Annotated in this window: 17 protein-coding genes and 1 pseudogene; 9 read left to right on the plus strand and 9 right to left on the minus strand. The window is 67.1% G+C overall.

Annotated features, from left to right (window positions below):
• Positions 1-88: 88 nt before the first annotated feature.
• Complete coding sequence (locus HWX03_RS24760; RefSeq protein ID WP_175873012.1) at positions 89-1,117, minus strand: VacJ family lipoprotein; 1,029 nt, start codon at positions 1,115-1,117, stop codon at positions 89-91.
• Positions 1,110-3,743, minus strand: a complete 2,634-nt coding sequence (locus HWX03_RS24765) for an MMPL family transporter (RefSeq protein WP_175873013.1) — start codon at positions 3,741-3,743, stop codon at positions 1,110-1,112. The genes HWX03_RS24760 and HWX03_RS24765 overlap by 8 nt, the downstream gene beginning before the upstream one ends.
• A 326-nt stretch (positions 3,744-4,069) precedes the next feature.
• Between HWX03_RS24765 and HWX03_RS24770 the strand changes: the two genes are divergently transcribed.
• Positions 4,070-4,666, plus strand: a complete 597-nt coding sequence (locus tag HWX03_RS24770) for an ABC transporter substrate-binding protein (protein ID WP_175823655.1) — start codon at positions 4,070-4,072, stop codon at positions 4,664-4,666.
• An 80-nt stretch (positions 4,667-4,746) separates the two neighbouring features.
• Here the strand turns inward: HWX03_RS24770 and HWX03_RS24775 are convergent, their stop codons facing one another.
• On the minus strand, positions 4,747-5,385 hold the full coding sequence (locus HWX03_RS24775) for a TetR/AcrR family transcriptional regulator (RefSeq protein ID WP_175873014.1): 639 nt from the start codon (positions 5,383-5,385) through the stop codon (positions 4,747-4,749).
• A gap of 144 nt (positions 5,386-5,529) precedes the next feature.
• On the opposite strand from HWX03_RS24775, the gene HWX03_RS24780 reads away from it, so the two are divergent.
• Positions 5,530-7,050 (plus strand): MFS transporter, encoded by a 1,521-nt coding sequence (locus HWX03_RS24780; protein WP_175873015.1) that lies wholly within the window; start codon positions 5,530-5,532, stop codon positions 7,048-7,050.
• A gap of 53 nt (positions 7,051-7,103) precedes the next feature.
• On the opposite strand, the gene HWX03_RS24785 is transcribed toward HWX03_RS24780, so the two are convergent.
• The 3 genes from HWX03_RS24785 to HWX03_RS24795 form a co-directional block, all read right to left on the minus strand.
• Complete coding sequence (locus HWX03_RS24785) at positions 7,104-7,748, minus strand: response regulator transcription factor (RefSeq protein ID WP_011548771.1); 645 nt, start codon at positions 7,746-7,748, stop codon at positions 7,104-7,106.
• Between the two features lie 31 nt (positions 7,749-7,779).
• The gene (locus HWX03_RS24790; RefSeq protein WP_175873016.1) at positions 7,780-9,162 is read right to left on the minus strand and encodes a cache domain-containing protein; all 1,383 of its coding nucleotides are present in this window, start codon (positions 9,160-9,162) and stop codon (positions 7,780-7,782) included.
• A gap of 152 nt (positions 9,163-9,314) precedes the next feature.
• Positions 9,315-10,880: a sensor domain-containing diguanylate cyclase gene (locus HWX03_RS24795; RefSeq protein ID WP_175873017.1), complete on the minus strand. Its 1,566-nt coding sequence runs from the start codon at positions 10,878-10,880 to the stop codon at positions 9,315-9,317.
• A gap of 880 nt (positions 10,881-11,760) precedes the next feature.
• On the opposite strand from HWX03_RS24795, the gene hutU reads away from it, so the two are divergent.
• From hutU to HWX03_RS24830, 7 genes and pseudogenes are all read left to right on the plus strand, one after another.
• Positions 11,761-13,482 carry a urocanate hydratase gene (hutU, locus tag HWX03_RS24800; protein ID WP_175873018.1) on the plus strand — a complete coding sequence of 574 codons (1,722 nt, stop codon included), beginning with the start codon at positions 11,761-11,763 and terminating at the stop codon, positions 13,480-13,482.
• 251 nt (positions 13,483-13,733) lie between these two features.
• Positions 13,734-14,770: pseudogene (locus HWX03_RS24805) on the plus strand (LLM class flavin-dependent oxidoreductase).
• A gap of 21 nt (positions 14,771-14,791) precedes the next feature.
• Positions 14,792-15,403, plus strand: coding sequence for an isochorismatase family cysteine hydrolase (locus tag HWX03_RS24810; protein WP_175873019.1), 612 nt, complete (start codon positions 14,792-14,794; stop codon positions 15,401-15,403).
• Positions 15,384-16,451 carry an anthranilate phosphoribosyltransferase gene (gene trpD / locus HWX03_RS24815; protein ID WP_175873020.1) on the plus strand — a complete coding sequence of 356 codons (1,068 nt, stop codon included), beginning with the start codon at positions 15,384-15,386 and terminating at the stop codon, positions 16,449-16,451. Before HWX03_RS24810 ends, trpD begins: the two co-directional genes overlap by 20 nt.
• Positions 16,448-17,659: a phosphoribosyltransferase family protein gene (locus HWX03_RS24820; RefSeq protein WP_175873021.1), complete on the plus strand. Its 1,212-nt coding sequence runs from the start codon at positions 16,448-16,450 to the stop codon at positions 17,657-17,659. The genes trpD and HWX03_RS24820 overlap by 4 nt, the downstream gene beginning before the upstream one ends.
• 16 nt (positions 17,660-17,675) lie before the next feature.
• A complete protein-coding gene (locus HWX03_RS24825; protein ID WP_175873022.1) occupies positions 17,676-18,935 on the plus strand; it encodes an MFS transporter in 1,260 nt (419 codons plus the stop codon).
• Positions 18,936-18,952: 17 nt separating this feature from the next.
• Entirely contained in the window at positions 18,953-19,258 is a 306-nt protein-coding gene (locus HWX03_RS24830) for a hypothetical protein (protein WP_175873023.1), read from the plus strand.
• Positions 19,259-19,483: 225 nt separating this feature from the next.
• On the opposite strand, the gene HWX03_RS24835 is transcribed toward HWX03_RS24830, so the two are convergent.
• From HWX03_RS24835 to glcF, 3 genes are read right to left on the minus strand one after another with little or no spacing between them, the layout of a single operon-like run.
• Complete coding sequence (locus HWX03_RS24835) at positions 19,484-21,655, minus strand: malate synthase G (protein WP_175873024.1); 2,172 nt, start codon at positions 21,653-21,655, stop codon at positions 19,484-19,486.
• A 44-nt stretch (positions 21,656-21,699) separates the two neighbouring features.
• Positions 21,700-22,104 carry a heme-binding protein gene (locus HWX03_RS24840; RefSeq protein ID WP_175873025.1) on the minus strand — a complete coding sequence of 135 codons (405 nt, stop codon included), beginning with the start codon at positions 22,102-22,104 and terminating at the stop codon, positions 21,700-21,702.
• A 22-nt stretch (positions 22,105-22,126) separates the two neighbouring features.
• Positions 22,127-23,347: a glycolate oxidase subunit GlcF gene (gene glcF / locus HWX03_RS24845; RefSeq protein WP_175873026.1), complete on the minus strand. Its 1,221-nt coding sequence runs from the start codon at positions 23,345-23,347 to the stop codon at positions 22,127-22,129.
• Positions 23,348-23,364 lie beyond the last annotated feature (17 nt).

Here is a 23,364-nt window from a genome sequence, read left to right on the forward strand (position 1 = left end):
CGCTTCCCGGTTTGCCGTTTCGCGCGGACAAAAAAAGAGCGCTGCATGATGCAGCGCTCTTCGTTTTTGCGCGGCCGCCGTTGCGGCGTTACTGCGCGGCCGGACCGCTCGCGGGCAGCGTCGGCATCGCCGGCGCGATCGGCGCGCCGTTGGCGGCCGGCACCGTCGTCGCACCGGCCGAAGCGGCAGCCGGTGCAGCCGCCGACGCAGCCGCCGACGCAGCAGCAGGCGCGCTCGCGGGTATCGCGTTGTCCGCACCCGGGTCGTCGTACTGCGGCAATCCCGGCGCGGCCGGTGCGTTGTTCGGCGCCGGGCCCGATGCGCCACCTGCATCGCCCGGATCCTCGTAGTTCGGCAGCCCCGGCATGGCGGGCGCGGCTGCCGGCACGGCGCCCGCTTCACCCGGTTCGTTGTAGCTCGGCAGCGCGGCCGACGACGACTGGCTCCGGTACGTCAGCGACTTGCGCTGCTGCAGATACGCATCGCGCACGAACGAATACGGATCGAGCGCGGCCTGCTTCAGCAGGTCGGTCGCGCCGAGCAGGTCCGAACGCGCGCTGATGAACTGCGCGATGTACATCGGATTGCGCGCGGCCGGCTCGATATAGTTCAGCAGGTTGAAGCGCACGTCCACCGCGCGGCCGACGCCGTCGCGGATCGTGCTCGGCCCGAACACGGGCAGCACGAGGTACGGGCCGGACGGCATGCCCCAGCGCGCCATCGTCAGCCCGAAATCCTGGTGATGCTTCGGCAGCCCGGCCGGCGTCGCGATGTCGATCAGGCCGGCGACGCCGAACACCGAGTTCATCGCCACGCGCATCAGATCCTGCGTCGCATCGGTGATGCGCAACTGCAGCAGGTTGTTCGCCATGTTGCCGAGATCGCCGAGGTTCGAGAAGAAGTTGCTGATCGCGGTGCGCACCGGGGTCGGCGTGACTTTCTGGTAGCCCTTCGCGATCGGCTGGGCGATGTTCGTGTCGACCGTGTCGTTGAACTTGTACATCGCCCGGTTCATCGGCTCGAGCGGGTCGTTGGGATTGCGGTTCGGTCCCGTCGCGCAGCCGGTCAGCATCGCGCTGGCGGCGACGGTCGCCGCAATGATTCGCACCTTATTCATTGATTCCTTGCGATTGGTTCTTGGCGCGGTTGACGCGCGGTTTGCCCATCAGGACGGGCTGGAACACCACGGCGCCGATCAGCGTACAGGTCAGGGCCAGCGCGAGCAGCTTGCCCATGCTCGACGTGCCCGGATGGTGCGACAGCCACAGGCTGCCGAATGCGGTCGCCGTCGTCGCGGCGCTGAACAGCACGGCGTGCGTGAGGCTCGAATGCAGCAGCCCCGTCTGCCCCGCGCGCCACGCCATCACGAAATACACCTTGAACGCGACGCCGACGCCGAGCATCAGCGGCAGCGCGATGATGTTCGCGAAGTTGAGCGACATGCCGAGCACGACGCACATCTCGAGCGTCACGATACCCGACACGAGCAGCGGCACCAGCGTCCGCAGTACGTCGCCGAAGCGGCGCAGCGTGACCCACAGCAGGACCGTGATCGAGATGATCGACCACAGCCCCGCATGCAGGAACGCGTTGATGATCGTGTCGGCCGAATGCAGGATCGAGATCGGCCCGCCGGTCGCGCCCGGTTCCGCGGCCTTTACGGCCTTGGCGAAACGGCGCAGCATCGTGTCGTCGTTCGGGTCGACGCCCTTCGGCACTTTCGGCGAGATCTGCACGAGCGCGTGGCCGTCCGGCGCGACCCAGTCGCGCACCACCTGCGGCGGCAGCGATTCGCGCGTGATGTCCTGCGGCTGCAGCAGCGAGGCGAGCTGGTTGAGCGCGATGCGCAGCGTATCGGAGAACGCACGTTCGGCACGGTCGCGCGTCGCGCTGTCGGCGGCGGCGAGCTTCGCGAGCGATGCGGACAGGTGCTGCGCGGCGGCGGCGCCCGGGCCCGGGTGATCTTCGGCCGCATAGCTCAGGAGATCCGACACGCGCTTGAGCGCGGCCACGCGTTGCGCGTCGGTCGCGGGCGGCGCGGCCGGCTGCGTCAGCGCGGGCAGCAGCTCGCTCGCGGCCGCGGCGATCGCCGCGCGCTTGGCCGGCTGGTCGGCGGGGATGAAGGTCGACAGCGTGGTCGTGCGGCCGACTTCAGGCATCGCGTCGAGGCGCTTCGCGGCCGCATCGGCTTGCGCGAGCGACGGCGCGAGCAGCGTGACGTCGTTGACGGAGGCTTCCGGCGAATCCTTCAGCGCGAGCAGCGTCGCCATCGATTCGCTGTTCGGGTCCTTCAGGTGCAGCGGGTTGAAGTCGAAATGCAGGAACGCGAGCAGCGGCAGCGCGCCGATCACGACCGCGAGCGTGCCGATCAGGATCGGCTTGCGATGGCGATCGAGGTAATCGTCGACCGGCGCGAGCCACGGGAAGCCCGGCGTCTTCGATTCGCCCGGCGGCGCGAACAGGCGCAGCAGCGCGGGCAGCAGCGTGAGCGTGGTTAGCAGTGCGACGAACATCCCGACGCCCGCGATCAGGCCGAGCTCGGATACGCCGCGATACGCGGTGGGGATGAACGAGAAGAAGCTCGCCGCGACGGCCGCGGTGGCGAGCGCGAGCGGCATGCCCATCGAGTGCGCGGCACCGATCAGCGCGTGATCGATGCGCTCATCGCGGAAGCGTTCCTCGCGGTACTTCACGCCGTACTGGATCGAGAAGTCGACGCCGAGGCCGACGAACAGCACCATGAACGCGACCGAGATCATGTTCAGCGAGCCGACCATCGCGAGGCCGAGCGCGGCCGTCACGACGAGGCCGACGAACAGCGTGACGAGCACCGAGCCGATCATCCGCTTCGAGCGCAGCGCCAGCCACAGGATCACGAGCACGGCGAGCAGCGTGAGCGCGCCGTTGAGCGCGGCGCCGTCTTCGACCGACGCGAATTCGTCGTCGGCGAGCGGCTGTTCGCCGGTCAGGCGCACGGCCGCGCCGTAGCGCTTGTCGAGATCGAGCGAACGGGCCGCGTCGCGGATCACCTGGCTCGTCGCCGCGCCGGCCTTCAGCGCGCCGTAGTTGACCACCGGCTGCACGGTGACGAACGCGCGCGCGGGCTGCCGCGCGGCATCGTTGTCGACCAGCGCGCGCCACGAGAACGCGGCTGGCTTGCCGGCCAGCACGTCGTCGACGGTCGCCGCGCTGCGCGCGAGTAGCTTCGCCATCGCGGGCAGCTTCACCTGGCCGGTCAGGAGCGGCTGGCCGAGCGTGGTGGACAGCGTGGTGGCGAGCCCGGTGAGGCTCGGGTTCTTCGCGAGTTCGTTGACGAGCGGGCGCGCGCTCGCGAGCTGCGCGGTCGTATCGGAGACGTCCTGCGGCGACAGGAACAGCAGCCCGTTGTGCTCGAAGAACGGCCCGCCGCCCGGTTCGGCGACCGGGCCGATGCGACCGGCGTCGGCGTCCTTCTGCAGCGCTTCGGTCAGCGCGTGCGCGGCGGCAGTCGCGAATTCGGGCGCGGGCGCCTCGACGACCGCGAGGATCGTGCCGTTGCGTTGCGGGAACGCCTTGTCGACGGCCTGGCCGAGCGCGGCCCATTGCGGTTCCGCATCGACAAGCTTGCTGATGTCGGTGTTGATCTTGAAATGCTGCGCGACGTAGACGCCGCTGAAGGCGGCGATGGCGAGCGACAGGACGACGACCCAGACGGGGCGGCGCACCGACCACGCAACGAGTCGGACGATGAGAGAAGTCACCATGTGGCGGTGGGGAGCGGCTGGCTAGGGCAAAGTAGCCAAGTATACCGGCGCGGCGCGGCGACGGTCGTGACGGTGGGGAGATTCGGGGCGGGAAGGATATTTGCTCCCGGCGTTGCAATCGGATCGCGCGGCCGGTTCATTTGTATGGGGATATTTACATAATCGGCACGGCACTGCGTCGACGCGCCGCTGCGCGCCTGTGACAAACGCGACTGAAAGGTAACAGTCGGTCACCGGGCGGCAACGCGGCGTCAGGCCCGGTATACTTTGCTCCACCGGCCGATGCAAAGAGCCGGCCGTTTTTTCCCATCGAGTGCGAAATTCGTATGAAACGTCATCTGTTTGCTTTCGTCGCGGCCGCCGCCGTGTCGATTTCCGCTTTCGCGCAGAGCGCGCCGGTCGATATCGTCCGCACGGCGGTCGAGGGTACCGTCAATGCGATGAAGGCCGATCCGGCCGCGCGCGGCGGCGACATGGCGAAGATCACGCAGGTCGTCGAGCAGCGCTTCCTGCCCGTGACCAATTTCGAGCGCACCACCCGCATCGCGGTCGGCGACGCGTGGAAGCAGGCCACGCCGCAACAGCAGCAGGAGTTGTACAAGCAGTTCCGCTTGCTGATGACGCGCACCTACGCCGCGTCGCTCGCGCAGCTCGGCAACCAGGACGCGAAGTTCTCGTTCAAGCCCGGCGGCGCATCGGGCGCTGACGCGCTCGTGCAGTCGACGGTCACGACGCCCGGCGACAGCCAGTCGGTCGGCTATCGTCTCGGCAAGGTCGGCAACGACTGGAAGATCTACGACATCGACATGTCGGGTGCGTGGCTGATCCAGGTCTACCAGGGCCAGTTCAAGAGCCAGCTCGCGACGGGCGGGATCGACGGGCTGATCGCGTATCTGCAGAAGCATAATTCGCGGACGAACTGACGGCTGTTGCAAGGCCGTGGTCTGAATGTAGGAAGGGCGTCCTCGGGCGCCCTTTTTTCCTGGCGGCACGTGGATTGCCGCTATGTGCCGACGCCGAGCATCCGCAGGCAATCGTTGACCACCGCATCGACGAACGCGGCGCGATCCGTTTCCGGCGACGCGATGATGTGGTCGGTCGCGCCGTGCACGCCGGCGTAGATCAGCAGCGCGGTGACTGGCGGGTGCGCGAGCCGCCAGGCGCCGGCCCGGACGCCACCGTCGAGAATCGCACCGAGCTGCTCGAGGATCGCGTTCTTGTCGGCATTCTCGCGATCGTGGTGATGATGGTTCGTGTAGACGATGTCGTGCGTGCGATAAGTCGCCGCGTAGATCTCGATGCTGGCGCGGATCCACGCACGCAGGCGCGCGAGCCAGTCGTCGGCGTCGCACGCGTTCACCGCGTGCTGCAGCTGGTCGAGGAACGATGCCGTATAGCGCTGCGCGAGCGCCGCGAGCATGTCGGCCTTCGATTCGAAGTAGTGATAGAACGTGCCCTTCGCGACCTGCGCGTGCTCGACGATCTCGCTGATGGTCGTCGCCTCGATGCCCTGCGCGAGGAACAGCGTCTCGGCCGCGGCCATCAGCTCCTCGAGGCGGACTTCCGCCGGCTTCGTGCGCGGCTTGCCCGCCGCCCCGTCGTCTTTCCCTGTCCTGATCCCTGCCTTGGTCCTGTCCGTCATCGCGCGGCTCGACGCCCGTTCATGCAAAGCCCGCAGTTTAGGCCAGCACCTCGTTCACGGCCAACGCAGTTGATTGACCGACGGTCAGTCGATATATAAGATGAGAAGCATTCTCATCGATAGGCCCGCCGCGGCCCGACCGCCATGTCTCGTTACCGTCGTGCCGCACTCGTTCTGGCCGCGTGTCTGGGCACCTTTCTCGCCACGCTCGATATCAGCATCGTCAACGTCGCGTTACCGACGCTGCAGACGGCGCTCGATACCGATATCGGCGGCCTGCAGTGGGTCGTCAACGCGTACGCGCTCGCGCTGTCCGCATTCATGCTGTCGGCCGGCCCGCTCGGTGACCGCTATGGTCACAAGCGCGTGTGGCTCGCCAGCGTGATCCTGTTCACGGCCGGGTCGATCGTCTGCGCGTGTGCGGGCCGGATCGAGCCGCTGCTGGCTGGCCGCGCGATCCAGGGGCTCGCCGGCGCGTTGCTGATTCCCGGCGCGATGCCGATCCTCACCCATGCGTTTCCCGACGCGCGCGAACGCGCCCGCGTGATCGGCGGGTGGTCGGCGTTCAGCGCGCTCGCGCTGATCGTCGGGCCGCTGCTGGGCGGCCTGCTGGTCGAGCATGGCGGATGGCAGGACATCTTTCTCGTCAACGTGCCGATCGGTATCGTTGCCGTGCTGCTCGGCGCCTGGGGCATTCCGGAGCGGCGGCATCCGGAGCATGCGGCGTTCGATCCGTTCGGGCAGGTGCTGAGCGTGGCGTGGCTCGGCCTGCTGACCTACGGGCTGATCGGCATCGGCGAAGCCGGCACCTCGCACGTGAAGGTGCTGGCGCCACTGGCGGGCGCGGCGGTGGCGTTCGTCGTCTTTGTCCGTGTCGAAACGCGTGTCGCGCGGCCGCTGCTGCCGGTGTGGCTGTTTCGCGACCGGCGGCTGGTGCGCGCGAATCTCGCGTCGTTCGTGCTCGGGTTCTCGGGGTACAGCAGCCTGTTCTTCCTGTCGTTGTTCCTGCAGCAGGCGCAGGGCCGTGCGCCCGCCGCAGCCGGGTGGCAACTGATGCCGCAGTTCGTGATGACGGCGATCACGTCGATGCTGTTCGGGCGCATCGCGGCGCGTATCCCGTTGCGCGCGCTGATGGTGGCCGGATACGGGCTGATCGGCGCGATGCTCGCGGTGATGGCCGGCTTCGGTGCGGCAACCCCCTATGCGGCGGTCGGCGTGGTGCTGGCGCTGCTCGGCGTCGGCATGGGGCTCGCGGTGCCGGCGACCGGCATGACCGTGATGGAGCTGGCGCCGGCGGAGCGCGCGGGCATGGCGTCGGCGACGATGAACGCGTTGCGCCAGACCGGGATGAGCCTGGGCATCGCGGTGCTCGGCAGCATGATGAGCGTGGGCGCGTTGCACCGGATGACGGTGGCGATGCACGCGGCGGGCAGTGCGCAAGCGGATACGCTTGCGCGGCAGGCAGTGATGGAGCACGTGTTCGTGGCTGGGCGACCTGACATGCTCGGCGCGTATCGGGATGCGATGGCGCGCGGGTTTTCGATCGCGATCCTGTGTTCCGGGATCCTCAGTATGGCGGTCGTGGTGATGTTGATGATGCGGCGTGAAAAGGAGCCGCGAGCGGCCGCGTTGTGCGTGACGCCTTCGCAGCCGGAACCGGAATGAGGCGGCGTACCGGCCGATCGCTTTTTCGTTGCGAATCGGTGCGGCAGGCGCGCCTACCGCCGCCGATGCTCGACCGCGAACTTGATCAGCTCGGCCTGCCCCTCGATCTCCAGCTTGCGCTTCAGGTTGAGCCGGTGCGTCTCGACCGTGCGCACCGACAGCCCCGTCTGTTGCGCGATCTGCTTGCTCGACAGCCCTTCGGCCAGCGCGTCGAGGATGTCACGCTCGCGCGGCGTCAACCGGTCCAGCGGCGACGCGGTCGCGCTGGCCTGGATCATCCGCGCGGCCAGCCCTTCGCTGAAGAACGTCTGCCCGGCCAGCACCGCGCCGATCGCACGGACGATCTCGCTCGCGGGCGAATCCTTCAGCAGGTAGCCGCTCGCGCCGGCGCGCACCGCCTGCGTCACGTACTCGATGTTGTCGTGCATCGACAGCATCAGCACGCGAATGCCCGGAAAGCGCTCGTGGAACACGCCGGCGAGCGTGATGCCGTTCATTCCGTTCATGCCGACGTCCATCAGCGCGAGATCGGGTTCGAGCGACTCGGCCAGCGCGAGCGCCTCGTCCGCGTTGCCGGCCTCGCCGACCACCGACAGGTCGGCCGCTTCGAGCCGCATCCGCAAGCCGTCGCGCACGAGCGGGTGATCGTCGACGAGCAGCAGCCGGGCGGCGGGCCGGGCGGTATCGGGGGCGCTCATGCGTGAAAGTCTCCTGTGATGGGGCGCGTCGTCACGCCGCGCTGGGCAGCGGCACGCTCGCGGCGACGATCGTGTGGCCGACCTGCGACGCGATCGACAGCGTGCCGCCGAGCGCGTCGAGGCGCTCGCGCATGTTGCGCAGGCCGATGCCGCGGCGTGCGTCGGCCTGCGAGCGTTCGGCGTCGAAGCCGCAGCCGTTGTCGGCGATCGTCAGCGTGACGGAGTGCGCGCCGACGTCGAGCGTGACGGCCGCGCGCGACGCCCGCGCATGATGCACGATGTTGCTCAGCGCTTCCTGCGCGATCCGGAACAGCGCGGTGTTGACGGCTTCGGGCAGCGGCCGCGTGCCGCTGTGCGCGACCTGCGTATAGCCGATGTCGATGCCGCTCTCGGCGCCGAGCTCGCGCACGAGTTGCTCGAGCGCGGCCGCGAGGCCGAGATCGTCGAGCATCGACGGACGCAGCGCATGCGAGATGCGCCGGACTTCGCGCAGCGTGTCGCCGAGCCGCCCGACGCCGGACGCGAGTGCCTGCTCGGCTTCGGGCACGCGCGACGTGCCGCGCTCGAAGCGCGCGAGCGCGGATTCGAGCATCAGCTTCGCGGACACCATCATCTGGCTGATCCCGTCGTGCAGTTCGCGCGACAGCCGCGCGCGCTCCTGCTCCTGCGATTCGACGACGCGCTGCGCGAGCAGCTTGAGCTTCGCGTCGGCGCTGCGCGACTCGCTGACGTTCAGCACCAGCGCGCACACGGCGATCGCCGCCGCGCCGGTGAGCGCGATCGCGGTGAGCCAGCTCATCGTGCGCTCGATGTTCGCGGACGCGCGCGCGTCGATGCGCTGCAGCGCGGTGTCGACGTCGTCGAGATAGATGCCGGTGCCGACCATCCAGCCCCAGCGCTCGAGCGCGACGACGTAGCCGAGCTTCGGCGCGACGCGGCCCGTCGACGGCCGCTGCCATGCGTAGCGCACGTAGCCGCCGCCCTGCGACGCCGCGCCGATCAGCTTCTGGATCGTCAGCGCGCCCTGCGGGTCGCGCATCGACCAGAAGTTGTGGCCGACGCGCTCGGGCTCGCGCGGATGCATCAGCGAATTGCCGTGCAGGTCGTAGACGAAGAAATAGCCGTCGGGGCCGAAATCCATCTTCTGCAGCATCGCGAGCGCCTGCGTGCGCAGCAGCGCGTCGTCGCGCGCATTGCGGCCGCTCGCGTCGTAGAGCGGCATGATCGCGCTCGTCGCGAGCTCGACGTAGTGTTTCAGCTCGACTTCCTTGCTCGACAGGTACGCGGCCTGGATCGTCACGTGCTGCGTGCGCGCGAGCGACGTCGCCTGCTGGCGCACGCCGAAGCCGATGCCGGCGATCGCGAGCAGGAACGGCACGATGGCCAGAAGGAAGATCTTTGCCTTGAGTCTCATGGTGGTGCGAAGCGGCTGCGAAGCGGCGCGGCCGGCTAGGCGCGGACCGGTCGGGCGCATCGGCCGCGCGGCGGCGTATCGAGCCGATATTGTCGGTGATTTTGCATGCGGACGGCGGCGACCCGGCAGCCGCCCCGCCGCTGCCCGTACGCTCAGGCCCGTCGCGATTCGAGATCGTCGGGCGACGCGGCCGCCTGCACGACGACGCGGTTGCGCCCGCCTTCCTTCGCCCGATACAGCGCATCGTCGGCCCGCTTCAGCGCGGCCTGGATGTTGTCGTCGCGTTCGGGATAGCTGGTCGTCACGCCGATGCTCACCGTCAGGCGGCCGACCGTGCCGGCGTCGTGCCGGATGCCGAGATCGAGGATGCCCGCGCGGATCGTTTCGGCGATCGTCACCGCGCCGTCCGTGTCGATGTCGGGCAGCACCACGACGAATTCCTCGCCGCCGTAGCGCGCCGCATAGTCGGCCGGGCGGCGCAGGCAGCCGGCGATGCAGCGGCCGACCGCGGCGAGCGCGTCGTCGCCGGCCTGGTGGCCCTGCGTGTCGTTGTAACGCTTGAAGTCGTCGACGTCGATGAACAGTAGCGACAGCGCATGTTGCGAGCGCGAGGCGCGGCGCCATTCGCGCGCGAGCGTGACGTCGAGCATCCGGCGGTTGTCGAGGCCCGTCAGGCCGTCGGTGCGCGCGAGCGCCTGCAGCTCGGTTTCCGCGCGATGGCGCTTGCGCAGTTGCACGTCGAGCAGCAGCGACAGGCCGACGAAGCCGATCGCGAGCACGGCCATCGCGGAGCCGATCGGGATCGCGCGGTCGTACCACGCGGCGTAGGTGTCCGCTTCCGAGCGCGCGACCATGACGATGAGCGGCAGGCCGTCGAGGTGCCGGAACACGTACAGGCGCCGCACGCCGTCGATCGATGCGGTATCGGCGAAGCTGCCTTCGCTGGCGGTCATGAATTGCCGGAACGTGCTCGCGCGGCTGATGTCGCGGCCGACGATCTTGGGGTCGTACGGCTCGCGCGCGACCATCCTGCCGTCCGTGTTGATCAGCGCGATCGAGCCGCGATCGCCGAGCGACAGGCGCGAGAACAGGTCCTGGAAATATTCGAGCCGGATCGACATCACCGCGACGCCGCCGAACGATCCGTCGGGCTTCGTGATCCGCCGGCTGAGCGCGACGCTCGGCGAGCCGTCGCGCAGCCGAGAATGATACGGGGGACTGACGTACAGGCCGACGTCGGGGCGGTCGCGGTGCACGGTAAAGTACGGTTCGTGGCTGAAGTTGGCCTTGCGCGGCACGTCGCTCTTGCCGTCGACCGAGATGTCGCCCTTCGCGTCGAGCACGTAGATGCCGCCAAGGTACTTGGCCGTCGTCGCGCGGTCGAACAGCACCTGGCGGCGCAGCGGCATCGGCAGCCGCATCACCTCGGGGTCGTTCTCGCCTTCGACGACCGCCTGCAGCGACAGCGAATAGATCTCGATGTTGCGCTCGATGTCCCACGAGGCCATCAGCGCGAGGTTCTGCTGCATGCTGCGCGAGCGGTCGCGCGCGTCGATGCGGCCTTCGTACAGCACGATCCCGCACAGGAGCAGCAGGATCAGCGCGATCAGCAGCCCCGTATAGAAGATCAGGTGCGGCAGGAGGAACCGGCGCAGATGAGCGGCGACACGGCTCGTCAGGCCGGATTCGCTGGGCATTGCGTAGTCGGTTTCTGCCATGGTCCGTGGATCGGGGGGCATCGTCGCCGGGCGGCGGGCCGATGCGATTGTTCGTATGATTGGCTGGCGGCGATCCGGTGCGCGGCCCCCGGTGCGTTCCCCGTCCGCTCGGGAAAAACGGCGTTGATTATCGGTAATTGCGCCCGGATAACCACTGAATCGCCGATTCGCCAGCGAGGTCCGCCGCGCTTCGACGACCCCCGCGATTCAGGTGGCGCGGATTGATCCGAGTATAACGCGCGCCCCTACGTGCGACGAAAATGTTGGGGGCCGTTGATCCAGATCAAATTAAGAAGATTGACCCAACGGGCGTGTCGATCCTTGGCATTTCTCATACGCACGGGGGATCGCTCCCGCGAGTCGATTGCCGCCTGGTTCACGCAATCACGGGGGTAGTGCCGACCTTGGCTGACCTTGGCATGCAATATTTTCCGATTTCTGAAGTCTTTCCATCACTTGATCGCACGATTTTTCAGAAAGATTCCAATTCGAGATGTTCGGTAATCAACCATGTTGAGATAATCATCAATAGATAAGAATATATTTCCGATTGCTGATTTGATTGATGGTGGTTGAGGCTATTTGAATAATTTATTTGTAATCGAGCGGTGATGCCGTGGCGCAGTGGGTTGAACATGTCTTATCTCATTAAAAACAAGGGTTTACACGTATCGACGTCGATAAGACCGCAAAATAAACTTCGTCACATATAGTTGTATATACAACTTTGCGGCTTCCAGATTGATTCATGTCGTGGTGTTGGCTTTCGCACATTGGCCGAGTCCGCATTTTTTGTCTCTCGTTCTGCTCTTGATTCGTCCTCTATAAACAGGGTCGGATAAAAACGATCTTTTTATCAACTCAAAGAGAGAAGAAACTCATGAATAGTCGAGACAGTTGGATATCGAATGATGCTTCCGGGATTTCGGGGTCGCGCCCGGTGTCGATTAAAGCGCCCACCGGTAGCAGCCTTAGCTGTAAAAACTGGTTGATCGAAGCGCCTTATCGGATGTTGCAGAACAATCTCGATCCCGAAGTCGCGGAGCGGCCGGAGGATCTCGTGGTGTACGGCGGTATCGGCAGAGCGGCGCGCAACTGGGCGTTTTTTGACAAGATTCTCGAGGCGCTGCGCAATCTCGACGACGACGAGACCCTGCTGATTCAGTCGGGCAAGCCGGTCGGCGTGTTTCGCACGCAACCGGACGCGCCGCGCGTGTTGATCGCGAATTCGAACCTGGTGCCGAACTGGGCAACCTGGGAGCAGTTCCACGAACTCGACCGCAAAGGTCTCTTCATGTACGGGCAGATGACGGCGGGCAGCTGGATCTACATCGGCAGCCAGGGCATCGTGCAGGGCACCTTCGAAACGTTCGTCGAAGCTGGGCGGCAACATTACGGTGGCGATCTTGCGGGCCGCTGGGTCCTGACGGCCGGGCTCGGTGGCATGGGCGGCGCGCAACCGCTCGCGGCAACCCTGGCCGGCGCGGCGTCGCTCAACATCGAATGCAACCAGGCCAGCATCGATTTCCGGCTGCGCACCCGCTATCTCGACTGCCAGGCGCAAAGCCTCGACGAAGCGCTCGCACTGATCGAGCGTCACACCGCGGCGAAGGAGGCGGTATCGATCGGCCTGCTCGGCAACGCGGCGGAGATCCTGCCGGAACTGGCGAAGCGCGCGCGAGCGGGCGGTCCGCGGCCCGATCTCGTCACCGATCAGACGTCGGCGCACGACCTGATCCACGGCTACCTGCCGGCGGGCTGGACCCTCGAACGCTGGCGCGTCGCGCAACGCGATCCCGCCCAGCACGGCGCGTTGACCCATGCCGCCGCCGCGTCATGTGCGACACACGTTCGCGCGATGCTGGAATTTCGTGCGATGGGCGTGCCGGTCTTCGATTACGGCAACAACCTTCGCCAGGTTGCGTTCAACGAAGGCGTGACCAACGCGTTCGATTTTCCCGGTTTCGTGCCCGCTTATATCCGCCCGCTGTTTTGCGAGGGCAAGGGGCCGTTTCGCTGGGTGGCGCTGTCGGGTGATCCCGAAGATATCTACAAGACGGATGCGAAGATCAAGGAACTGTTTCCGGACAATCACCACACGCACCGGTGGCTCGACATGGCGCGCCAGCGCATCGCGTTCCAGGGCCTGCCGGCGCGAATCTGCTGGCTCGGCCTCGGCGAGCGGCATCGGGCCGGACTCGCGTTCAACGAGATGGTCAGGCGCGGCGAACTGAAAGCGCCGATCGTCATCGGTCGCGATCATCTCGACACCGGTTCCGTCGCCAGCCCGAATCGGGAGACCGAAGGCATGAAGGACGGAACCGACGCCGTGTCCGACTGGCCGCTGCTGAACGCGCTGCTCAATACGGCGGGCGGCGCAACGTGGGTGAGCCTGCACCATGGCGGCGGCGTCGGCATGGGCTATTCCCAGCACGCCGGAATGGTGATCGTGGCGGACGGCACCGATGCCGCCGAGAAACGATTGGCGAGCGTGCTGGTCAACGATTGCGGATCGGGTGTGATGCGTCACGCCGATGCCGGCTATCAGGCGGCGATCGATTGCGCCAAGCGCTCGGGTCTCACGCTGCCGATGGTGAGGTAGGGCACCGCATCGCCATTCGAATCGACAACTGCAGGCCGTCGATTCGATCGCAAGACCGTGTAGTACTCCTTCCGATTCCGTCGCGACGGCTCGTGCCGAACTGCCTTTCCCGGGCAAGTCGGTCGGCCGGCGCGTCGGAGCTCGGTTTCGGCCATATAAAACATCGCAGCTTCCATCGGCCATCCAGTTGGGCGGCGATCGACGCGCGGCTTTTCCGAGGACGACACAGCATGAGGCTCGGCGCTTTCATGATGCCTGCGCACCCGCGGCATCGAACGCTTCACGACGGTCACTATCACGATCTGGACACGCTGGAATACTTCGATCGAATCGGTTTCGAAGAAGCATGGGTCGGCGAGCATTACATGATGCCGGCGGAGCCGTGTCCGTCACCTGATCTGTTGCTGGCGCAGGCATTCCTGCGGACGGAGCGCATCCGCCTGGCGCCTGGGGCGTTCATGCTGCCTTTCCATCATCCGGCGGAACTGGCGCACCGCATCTGCATGCTGGACCATATTTCGCAGGGGCGTCTGATGGTGGGCATCGGCGCGAGCGGCACCAACCTCGATCTGAAGATGTTCGACATCGACTATCAGGCCGGCGCACATCGCGAGATGACGGCTGAGTCGATCTCGATCATGACCCGGTTCTGGGAAAGCGACGGACCGTTCGAGCACCGCGGAAAATTCTGGACCGTGCGCCGCCCCGCCGATCTGCCGCACAAGTGCAGCAGCTATCACCTCAAGCCTTTTCAGAAGCCGTATCCGCCCATTGGCGTGACCGGCCTGTCCGCATCGCCGGCGCGAACGGCTGGATTCCGATCAGCTTCTGTTTCACGCCGCACTACCTGCATACCCATTGGGACGTCGTCGAACAAGGCGCGCGCGAGGCCGGGCGACAGGCGCCCGATCGCGGCGAGTGGCGGGTCAGCCGGCCGATTCTCGTGGCCGATACCGACGCCGAGGCATGGCGCAGGGCGGTCGACGGCGAAATGGGACGGTACTTTCGCGAGGATTACCTGCCGATGCTGGCGGGCAACAACGCGCTCGGGCTGCTCAAGGAGGATCCCCGGATGCCGGATAGCGACGTGACCGTCGAGTACGTCGCGAAACACTGCTGGATCGTCGGCGGGCCCGAGACGGTGCGCGAGCGCATCGATGAAATGCAGGCGCTGTCGGGCGGCTTCGGGGTACTGCACGTGATGGGCTTCGATCACCTCGACGAGCTGGACGCGATTCGCGACAGTCATCTCGCGCTCGCGGACATCGTGACGAATCGTTGCGCTTGAGCTGCCAGGAGGAATCATTCGATGGACACGCTCAAGAAGGGTGTCGACCCGCGCCGCGTCGCGCTGCTGATCGTCGACATGCAACGGGACTTCGTCGACGTCGATGCGCCGATCGCATGCCCGGGCGCGCCGGACATCGTGCCCGCCATCCAGCGGCTGGCGCGCGCCGCGCGTGATGCGGGGATGCCCGTCATCTACACTCGGGAATCGCATCGTCGTCAGAAAGTCGATTTCGGTCTCGAGCTCGAATACGGTGAAACGGAGCATTGCGTCGAAGGCACGCCCGGCATCGAGATCGTCGATGCGCTGACCCCGGACGAATCGGATTACGTGCTGGTGAAGCGCCGCTACAGCGGCTTCTTCGCGACCGATCTCGATCTGCTGCTCAAGGGGCTCGGCGTGAGCACCGTGATACTGACGGGCGTGGCGACCGATGTCTGTGTCCGCGCCACAGCCCAGGACGCGCTGCAACTCGATTACCGGGTTCTCGTGCCGCGGGAATGCGTGGCGGGCACGACGGTGGCGCGACACGCGGCGGCGCTCGACCATATCGGTTATGTCCTCGGGCGTGTGCTGCCGCTCGACGTCGTGATCGCGCATCTTTCGTCCGCCGATGGAGGGCTGCATGGATGAGCGCTCACGCCACGGGCCGGATGCGCATTACCACACCGTGATCTGCAAGCTGGTCGCGTCGCGCGCCGATCTCGATCGCGCGGAAGCCGCCAGGACGGTCGACGCGATGCTCGAGCTGCGGTTCGCGGATCTCGAAATCGCGGCCACGTTGATTGCACTGGCCGGAAAAGGCGAGACGGCGGACGAGATCGCGGGCGCGGTCGACGCGATCATGGGGCATGGCACGCCGTTTCCGGCCGCGATGACGGATGCGATCGATATCGGCGGAACGGGCGGGGATCGCGCCGGGACGTTCAACATCTCCACGACGGCCGCTTTCATCGCAGCGGCGGCGGGGGCGCGCGTGATCAAGCACGGCAACCGCAATGTCACGAGCGCCTGCGGCAGCGCCGACCTGATCGTGGCCCTCGGCGCCGATATCGTTCGCTGCGGCACGCCCGCCCATATCAAGGCCAGTCTCGATGCAGATGGCTTTGCGTTCGTTTCGACGGCCGGCCATCACCGCTTTCCGGCGCGGCTCGGCGAGATTCGACGTGCGCTGGGCGTGCCCAGCCTCTTCAATCTCGCGGGTCCGCTCGTGCATCCCGCCGCGGTGCGGCGGCAGATCGTCGGTGTCGCGCAACGATCGCAGATGGCCGTGATCGCCGCCGTCCTGGTCAAGCTCGAGCGGGACGCGGCGTTCGTCGTGCATGGCATGGCCGGGCTCGATGAAGTCAGTTGCGTCGGCGAAACGCAGGTCACGCACATCCGGCATGGCGCTACGACGTCGTTCAGCGTCACGGCGCGGGATTTCGGGCTGATGCCCTGTCGCGTCGAGGATCTGCGGGGCGGCGATCCGGCGACGAACGCCGCGATCTGCCGCGCGATCCTCGGCGGGGAGCGCGGCCCGCGCGCCGATACCGCGGTGGCGGCGGCGGGCATGGCGCTGGTGCTCAGCGGCCGCGCGCCAACCCTTCTGGACGGCGCCCGCCAGGCACGCCACGCGATCGACATCGGTGCGGCGCGACGTGTCCTCGAAAACTTTCTGCATGGAGCACGCAAGACATGAAAACACGCATCAAGATCTGCGGCCTGACGAATCTGGACGATGCGCTCGCCGCCGTGCACGCGGGCGCCGATGCGCTGGGGTTCGTCTTCTCGGAGAGTCCGCGCCGGATGGCGGCGCGGGATGTCCGGGCGATCGTCGATCGGCTGCCCCCGTTCGTGAGCACGGTGGGCGTATTCGTCGACGAACCGCTCGAGCGGCTTCGCGACGCGGTCGACATATCCGGTGTTGCGCTGGTCCAGTTGCAGGGCAGGGAAAGCACCGCCTATTGCCGACAGATCGGGCGACCGGTCATCAAGGGCTTTCGCATCGACGAGCAGTTCGATCCCGCGATCGTCGATACGTACGATGTCGGCGCGTATCTGTTCGACGCGGCAGTCGACGGCCGGGACGGCGGGACGGGCGTGCGCTTCGACTGGGAGCGACTGCGGGGGATCCGGTTTTCCCGGCCGGTGATCGTCGCGGGCGGGCTCGATGCGGGCAACGTCAGGCGCATGCTCGACCTGTTGGGTCCGGCGGGCGTCGACGTCAGCTCGGGGGTTGGCGCGAGCGCGACCCGCAAGGATCCGAAAAAACTGCGCGAATTCGTCGCGGCAGTCAGGCAGGCGCACGGTGTGGCGGATGGCGTGTCGGGCGACGCCGACATGCTGCGCGCGTCGTTTGACGATCGGCAGCTCGTCGGCATCAACGGCAAGCAGTTCCTGGTCAACTCGCTGACCGAGCAGGTGCCCGCGACGCCGGCGCATCTGCTGCGGGTGGCCGCGCAGCGCGTCTGCGATGCGATCGTGTCGAAGCCGGGGCTGAAACTCGTGGGTGAAGAGGACAAGGGCGGTGCGCTGCTGGCCGCCGTGTCGCTGTTGTCCGGCCTGCCGTTCGGCATCGCGCGCTGGTATCCGTCCGGGCTCGAGGGGCAGGTGAAGGTCGGGTTCGGTTGCGAATATACGTCCGGCGAGCTGTACCTGAACGGTGTGGAGGACGGCGATCGTGTCGTCATCGTCGACGACATGATCAGCACGGGCGGCACGCTGATCGGACTCGTCGAGGCCGTCAGGCAAGCGGGCGCAACCGTCGAACAGATCGTCTGCGTCGTGGAGAAGGCCGATTACGCGGGTGTCGAGCGGGTGCGCGAGGCGACCGGACTCGACGTCAGGACGCTGGTGCGCGTGAGCGTGGCGGGAGATAGGTCGCGCGTGCTGGACGTCAACTATTGATAGCGAGGGGACCGATATGGAAAGCAGGATCTTTCGAGGCTGGTATGTCGTCCTGGCGGCCCATTTGCTGCTGGCACTGATCTTCGGCGCGGCCTATTCGTTCGGCGCGTTCTTCGTGCAGTTGCAATCGAGCTTCGACGTCGGGCGTTTCTCCGTCGCTTCGATCTTTTCGCTGACGGCGCTCATCTACTACGTCGTCGGCGTGTTCGCGGGGTCGATCGCCGATCGGACTTCGACGCGCAAAGTGGTCGGCACTGGCGTGGTGCTGCTTGCGCTGGGATTTTTCATCAGCAGTTTCACGGGCCATTCGATGGCGGGCTTTCTGACCGCGTTCTGCACGCTGGTGGGGCTCGGCGTCGGCCTGGTTTACGTCCCGACCGTGACCACCGTGCAGCGCTGGTTCGTGAAGAGTCGCGGCAAGGCGTCCGGGCTCGCCCTCGCGGGCACCGGGCTGGGTACGTTCGTCGGCCCCAGTCTCGCCGGGTTGCTGATGCAGCATCTGTCATGGGAGGCGACGATGCGGATCTTCGCGATCGGCATCGCCGGACTCGGGCTGGCCGCTGCGACCGCGGTCCGCGGCCGTCCGGAAGAACTGGGGCTGATGCCCGACGGGACGACGCAGGCCGCCGCGGCGACGGGCGGGTCGTCGACCGCGATCGACGCGACGCTGGCGGAGGCGATTCGCACGGCGCGCTTTTGGTGGTACTTCGTCGCGATCTTCCTCGGTTCGGTGGGTTTGTTTCTCGCGCTCGTGCACATCAATCCGTATGCGCGGCAGTTGGATATCTCGACAACGAAGGCGAATCTGCTGATTGGCCTGATCGGCGTGGGCAACGTGGCCGGCCGCTTGCTGCTGGGCAGCATCGCGGACCGGATCGGCGCTCGGCAACTGTTGATGGGACTGACATTTGCGCTGGCGTTGCTGAATGGATTCTGGCTGGGCGCGCACGGATTCGTCGCGCTGGCGATCTTCGCGGTGCTGTTCGGCGTGGCGAACGGCGGCTGCATTTCGCTCTATCCGTCGGTCGCCGCCAGCTGGTTCGGCACGGCGAATCTCGGCGCCATATTGGGGGCGCTCTATATCTCGGTCGGGGTGGCGGCGGTGGCGGGCGGCAGCATCGGCGGGCTGCTGTTCGACGTGTACGGGAGCTACGTCGCGTCGATCGTGTTCAGCGCGTTGTGCGCGCTCGCATCGGTGGTCCTGATCGCGGTCGCCGCGTCGCGGCCGGCGGCAGCCCGATCGGCGGACCCGGCATCGGTCGGACTCTCGAAGTAAATGATCGGAGGCGCGGCGTGACCGGCATACACGACCTTCGCAGCGCGCTCGATGCGCTGGCGCGAGCAGGGGAGCGGCCGGTCGAGATCGCCGCGCCGCGCGATCCGCATGTCGAGCTGATCGACGACTATCTTGCGTCGTATCGCATGCCCGACACGTCGTGGTTCTGCCGACGACGTACTCTGGGCGATGGCGACGCGCTGCCGCCTGGAACGGGACATTTTCAGTACCGCGAGTTTGCGCGGCACGTCGCTGGATCCGACTCAATCGGAACGATATGCCGGCGGCGGCCAGAAAGGTTTTACCAACAAGTGCGTCATTGATTGCACGATCCCGTTCCATCTCCAGGGAGAATTTCAACGGGCATTCTCGTGAGAGGGAAGCGGAAGTCGTTGCGTATGCCCGTAAAGGTCGCTCGGCACCCGAGGTCGGGCGATACGCGGCGATCATTCGTTTCAGCGGTTCGTCTGATCCGGATATGAAAACGGGCGGCCGCGATGGCCGCCCGTTTCGTGAAACCGCATGCGGGAAAGCCCGCATGCGAACGCTCACGCGCCGTGTTGCGCCTTGAACGCGAGCCGGAACCGATGCAGCAGCGGCTCGGTATAGCCGCTCGGCTGCGACGTGCCTTGCAGCGTGAGCGCGCACGCGGCCTGGAACGCGGTCGACTGGTCATAATCGGGCGCCATCGGGCGATAGTTCGGATCGCCGGCGTTCTGCTGGTCGACGACGCGGGCCATCCGCTTGAACACGTCGAGCACGAACGCCTCGGTGATCACGCCGTGGCGCAGCCAGTTCGCGATGTGCTGGCTCGAAATGCGCAGCGTCGCGCGATCTTCCATCAGGCCGACGTCGTGGATGTCCGGCACCTTCGAGCAGCCGACGCCCTGTTCGACCCAGCGCACGACGTAGCCGAGGATGCCCTGCGCGTTGTTCTCGACCTCGCTCAGGATCTCGGCCTCGCTCCACGCGGCGCGCTCGACGACCGGCACGGTCAGCAGCCCTTCGAGCAGCGCGTCGCGCTCGCTCGCGTACGGCGTCTTCTCGAGTTCCTGCTGGACGGCCTGCACGTCGACGAGGTGGTAGTGCAGCGCGTGCAGCGTCGCGGCGGTCGGCGACGGCACCCACGCGGTGTTCGCGCCGGCGCGCGGATGCGCGATCTTCTGCTCGAGCATCGCGTGCATCAGGTCCGGCATCGCCCACATGCCCTTGCCGATCTGCGCGCGGCCGCGCAGGCCGGCCGACAGGCCCGCAAGCACGTTGTTGCGCTCGTACGACTGGATCCACGCCGACGATTTCATGTCGCCCTTGCGGATCATCGGGCCCGCTTCCATCGCGGTGTGCATCTCGTCGCCGGTGCGGTCGAGGAAGCCGGTGTTGATGAACGCCACGCGCGCGGCGGCGGCCGCGATACAGGCGGCGAGGTTCACGCTGGTGCGGCGCTCCTCGTCCATGATGCCCATCTTCAGCGTGTTGCGCGGCAGGTTGTACAGATCCTCGATGCGCGCGAACAGCGTGTCGGCGAACGCGACTTCGACCGGGCCGTGCATCTTCGGCTTCACGATGTAGATCGAGCCCGTGCGCGAATTGCGCTTGGCCTTCAGGTCGTGCAGCGCGCACAGCGTCGTGACGACGCCGTCGAGAATCCCTTCCGGAATCTCGTTGCCGTCGCGGTCGAGCACCGCGCCGTTGGTCATCAGGTGGCCGACGTTGCGCACGAACAGCAGCGAGCGGCCGTGCAGCGACAGCGTGCCGCCGGCCGGCGTCGTGTATTCGCGATCGGCGTTCAGGCGGCGCGTGAAGCTCTTGCCGCCCTTCGCGACTTCCTCGGAGAGCGTGCCCTGCATCAGGCCGAGCCAGTTGCGGTAGAGCTGGACCTTGTCGTCGGCGTCGACCGCCGCGACCGAATCCTCGCAGTCGATGATCGTGCTGACCGCGGCTTCGAGCACGACGTCCTTCACGTTCGCGAGATCGGCGCGGCCGATCGGCGTCGACGCATCGATCTGGATCTCGAGGTGCAGGCCGTTGTGCTTCAGCAGGATCGCGGACGGTGCGCCGGCCGCGCCCTGGTAGCCGACGAATTGCGCCGGCTGCGCGAGCTGCGTGACGCCCTTGCCGGTTTCGACGGCGAGCTGGCCGTTCTCCACGCGGTAGCGCAGCGCATCGCGGTGCGAGCCGCTCGCGAGCGGCGCCGCGTTGTCGAGCACGTTGCGCGCGTAGTCGATCACGCGCTGGCCGCGCGTCGGGTTGTAGGCCGCGGTGCGTTCGGCGCCGCCGTCTTCCGGCAGCGCATCGGTGCCGTACAGCGCGTCGTACAGGCTGCCCCAGCGCGCGTTTGCGGCGTTCAGCGCATAGCGCGCGTTCGACAGCGGCACGACGAGCTGCGGGCCGGCCTGCGTGGCGATCTCGCTGTCGACGTTCGCGGTGGCTGCCGTGACGTTCGACGGGACCGGCACGAGGTAGCCGATTTGTTCGAGGAATGCGCGATACGCGGCGTGGTCGCGTACCGGGCCGGGGTGCGCGCGATGCCACGCGTCGAGCTCCAGCTGCAGGCGGTCGCGTTCGGCGAGCAGCTCGCGGTTGCGCGGCGCGAGGTCGTGCACCAGAGCTGAGAAACCGCTCCAGAACGCGGCCTTGTCGATGCCGGTGCCCGGCAGCGCTTCGTTTTCAATGAACTGGCTCAGCGCTGGCGCGACTTGCAGTCCTGCTTGGTCGATCATCGTGAATCCTCCCGGGGAATAAAAAACGCGCGCGGCTTGGCTGGTTATTCCGCGACGCTTTGTGTACCGGCGCGGGCGATCTGCGCGTCCTGTTCGGACTTTACGCCAGACACGCCGATCGCGCCTGCGATCCGGCCGCCGACCGTGACCGGCACGCCGCCTTCGAGCAACCCCGTCAGCGGCGCGCTCAGAAATGCGGTGCGGCCACCGTTGATCATATCCTCATAGGCCTTCGTCTCGCGACGGCCGAGCGCCGCCGCGCGCGCCTTGTCCTGCGCAATGGTGTTGCTGGCCGGCGATGCGCCGTCCAGCCGCGCGAACGCGAGCAGGTGGCCGCCGTCGTCGACGACGGCGATCGACACGGCCCAGCCATGGCGTTCCGCTTCCGCGCGGGCCGCGGCGAGCATGCGCTCGGCATCGGCCAGTTCGAGTTCGGGTTTCGTTTGCATGGCTTTCCTCCGGAAGCGGCGGTCAGTTGACCAGCCGGTTGTCGACGAGCTCGATCCAGTGACGCACGGGCGTGCGACCCGCGCCGTTCAGATGAGTCTGGCAGCCGACGTTGGCGGTGACAATCAGGTCCGGCTGCGCGGCTTCCAGCGCATCGAGCTTGTTGTCGCGTAATGTCGTCGCGAGTTCGGGCTGCGTCAGCGAATAGGTGCCGGCCGAGCCGCAGCACAGATGGCCGTCGGCGACATTCGTCAGATCGAAGCCGAGCCGCGTCAGGATGCTTTCAACCGCGCCGCCGAGGCGCTGCGCGTGCTGCAGCGTGCACGGGCAATGGACCGCGACGCGCCGTGGCGTCGCATCGGCGAGCGCGTCGAGCGGCTCGGCCGCGATCACTTCGGCCAGATCGCGCGCGAGCGCGCTGACGCGCCGCGCCTTCTCCGCATAGACGGGGTCGGAGCGCAACAGGTCGCCGTATTCCTTCACGAACGCGCCGCAGCCGCTCGCGGTCAGCACGATCGCTTCCGCGCCGGCCTCGATCGCGGGCCACCACGCGTCGATGTTGCGGCGTGCGCGGCCGAGGCCTGCTTCCTGCGCGTTCAGGTGATATTCGGTCGCGCCGCAGCAGCCGGCTTCGCGCGCCGGGGTCACGCTGATGCCGAGCCGGTCGAGCACGCGCGCGGCGGCCGCATTGGTATTCGGCGACAGCGACGGCTGTACGCAGCCCTCGAGCATCAGCACGCGCCGCGCATGACGCACGGCCGGGCGCGGCGCGGCCGCGGGAACGGCGGCCGGAATCTTGTCCTGCAGCGTGCCGGGCAGCAGCGGGCGCAGCGCGCGGCCGGCCTTCAGCAGCGCGGCGAACGTCGCCGGGCGCGGCACCACATGACGCAACCCCGCGCGCAGCAGGCGCTCGCGTGCCGGCCGTTGCACGCGCTTCTCGGCTTCCGCGCGGCCGATGTCGAGCAGCGTGTGATAGCGCACGCCGGACGGGCAGGTCGTCTCGCAGTTGCGGCACGTCAGGCAGCGGTCGAGATGTTGCTGCGTGCGTTCGCCGCACGGCTCGCCTTCGAGCAGTTGCTTGATCAGGTAGATGCGGCCGCGCGGCCCGTCGAGCTCGTTGCCGAGCACCTGGTAGGTCGGGCAGGTCGCATTGCAGAAGCCGCAGTGCACGCACGCGCGCAGGATCGCTTCCGCTTCGTCGGCCCGGGCGAGGGCCTTGCTTGCTTCGCTGAGGTTGGTTTGCATCGGCGGGTCGGGATCGG

It is taken from the genome of Burkholderia sp. BCC0397 (genome assembly GCF_902832865.1).
Lineage (GTDB): Bacteria > Pseudomonadota > Gammaproteobacteria > Burkholderiales > Burkholderiaceae > Burkholderia.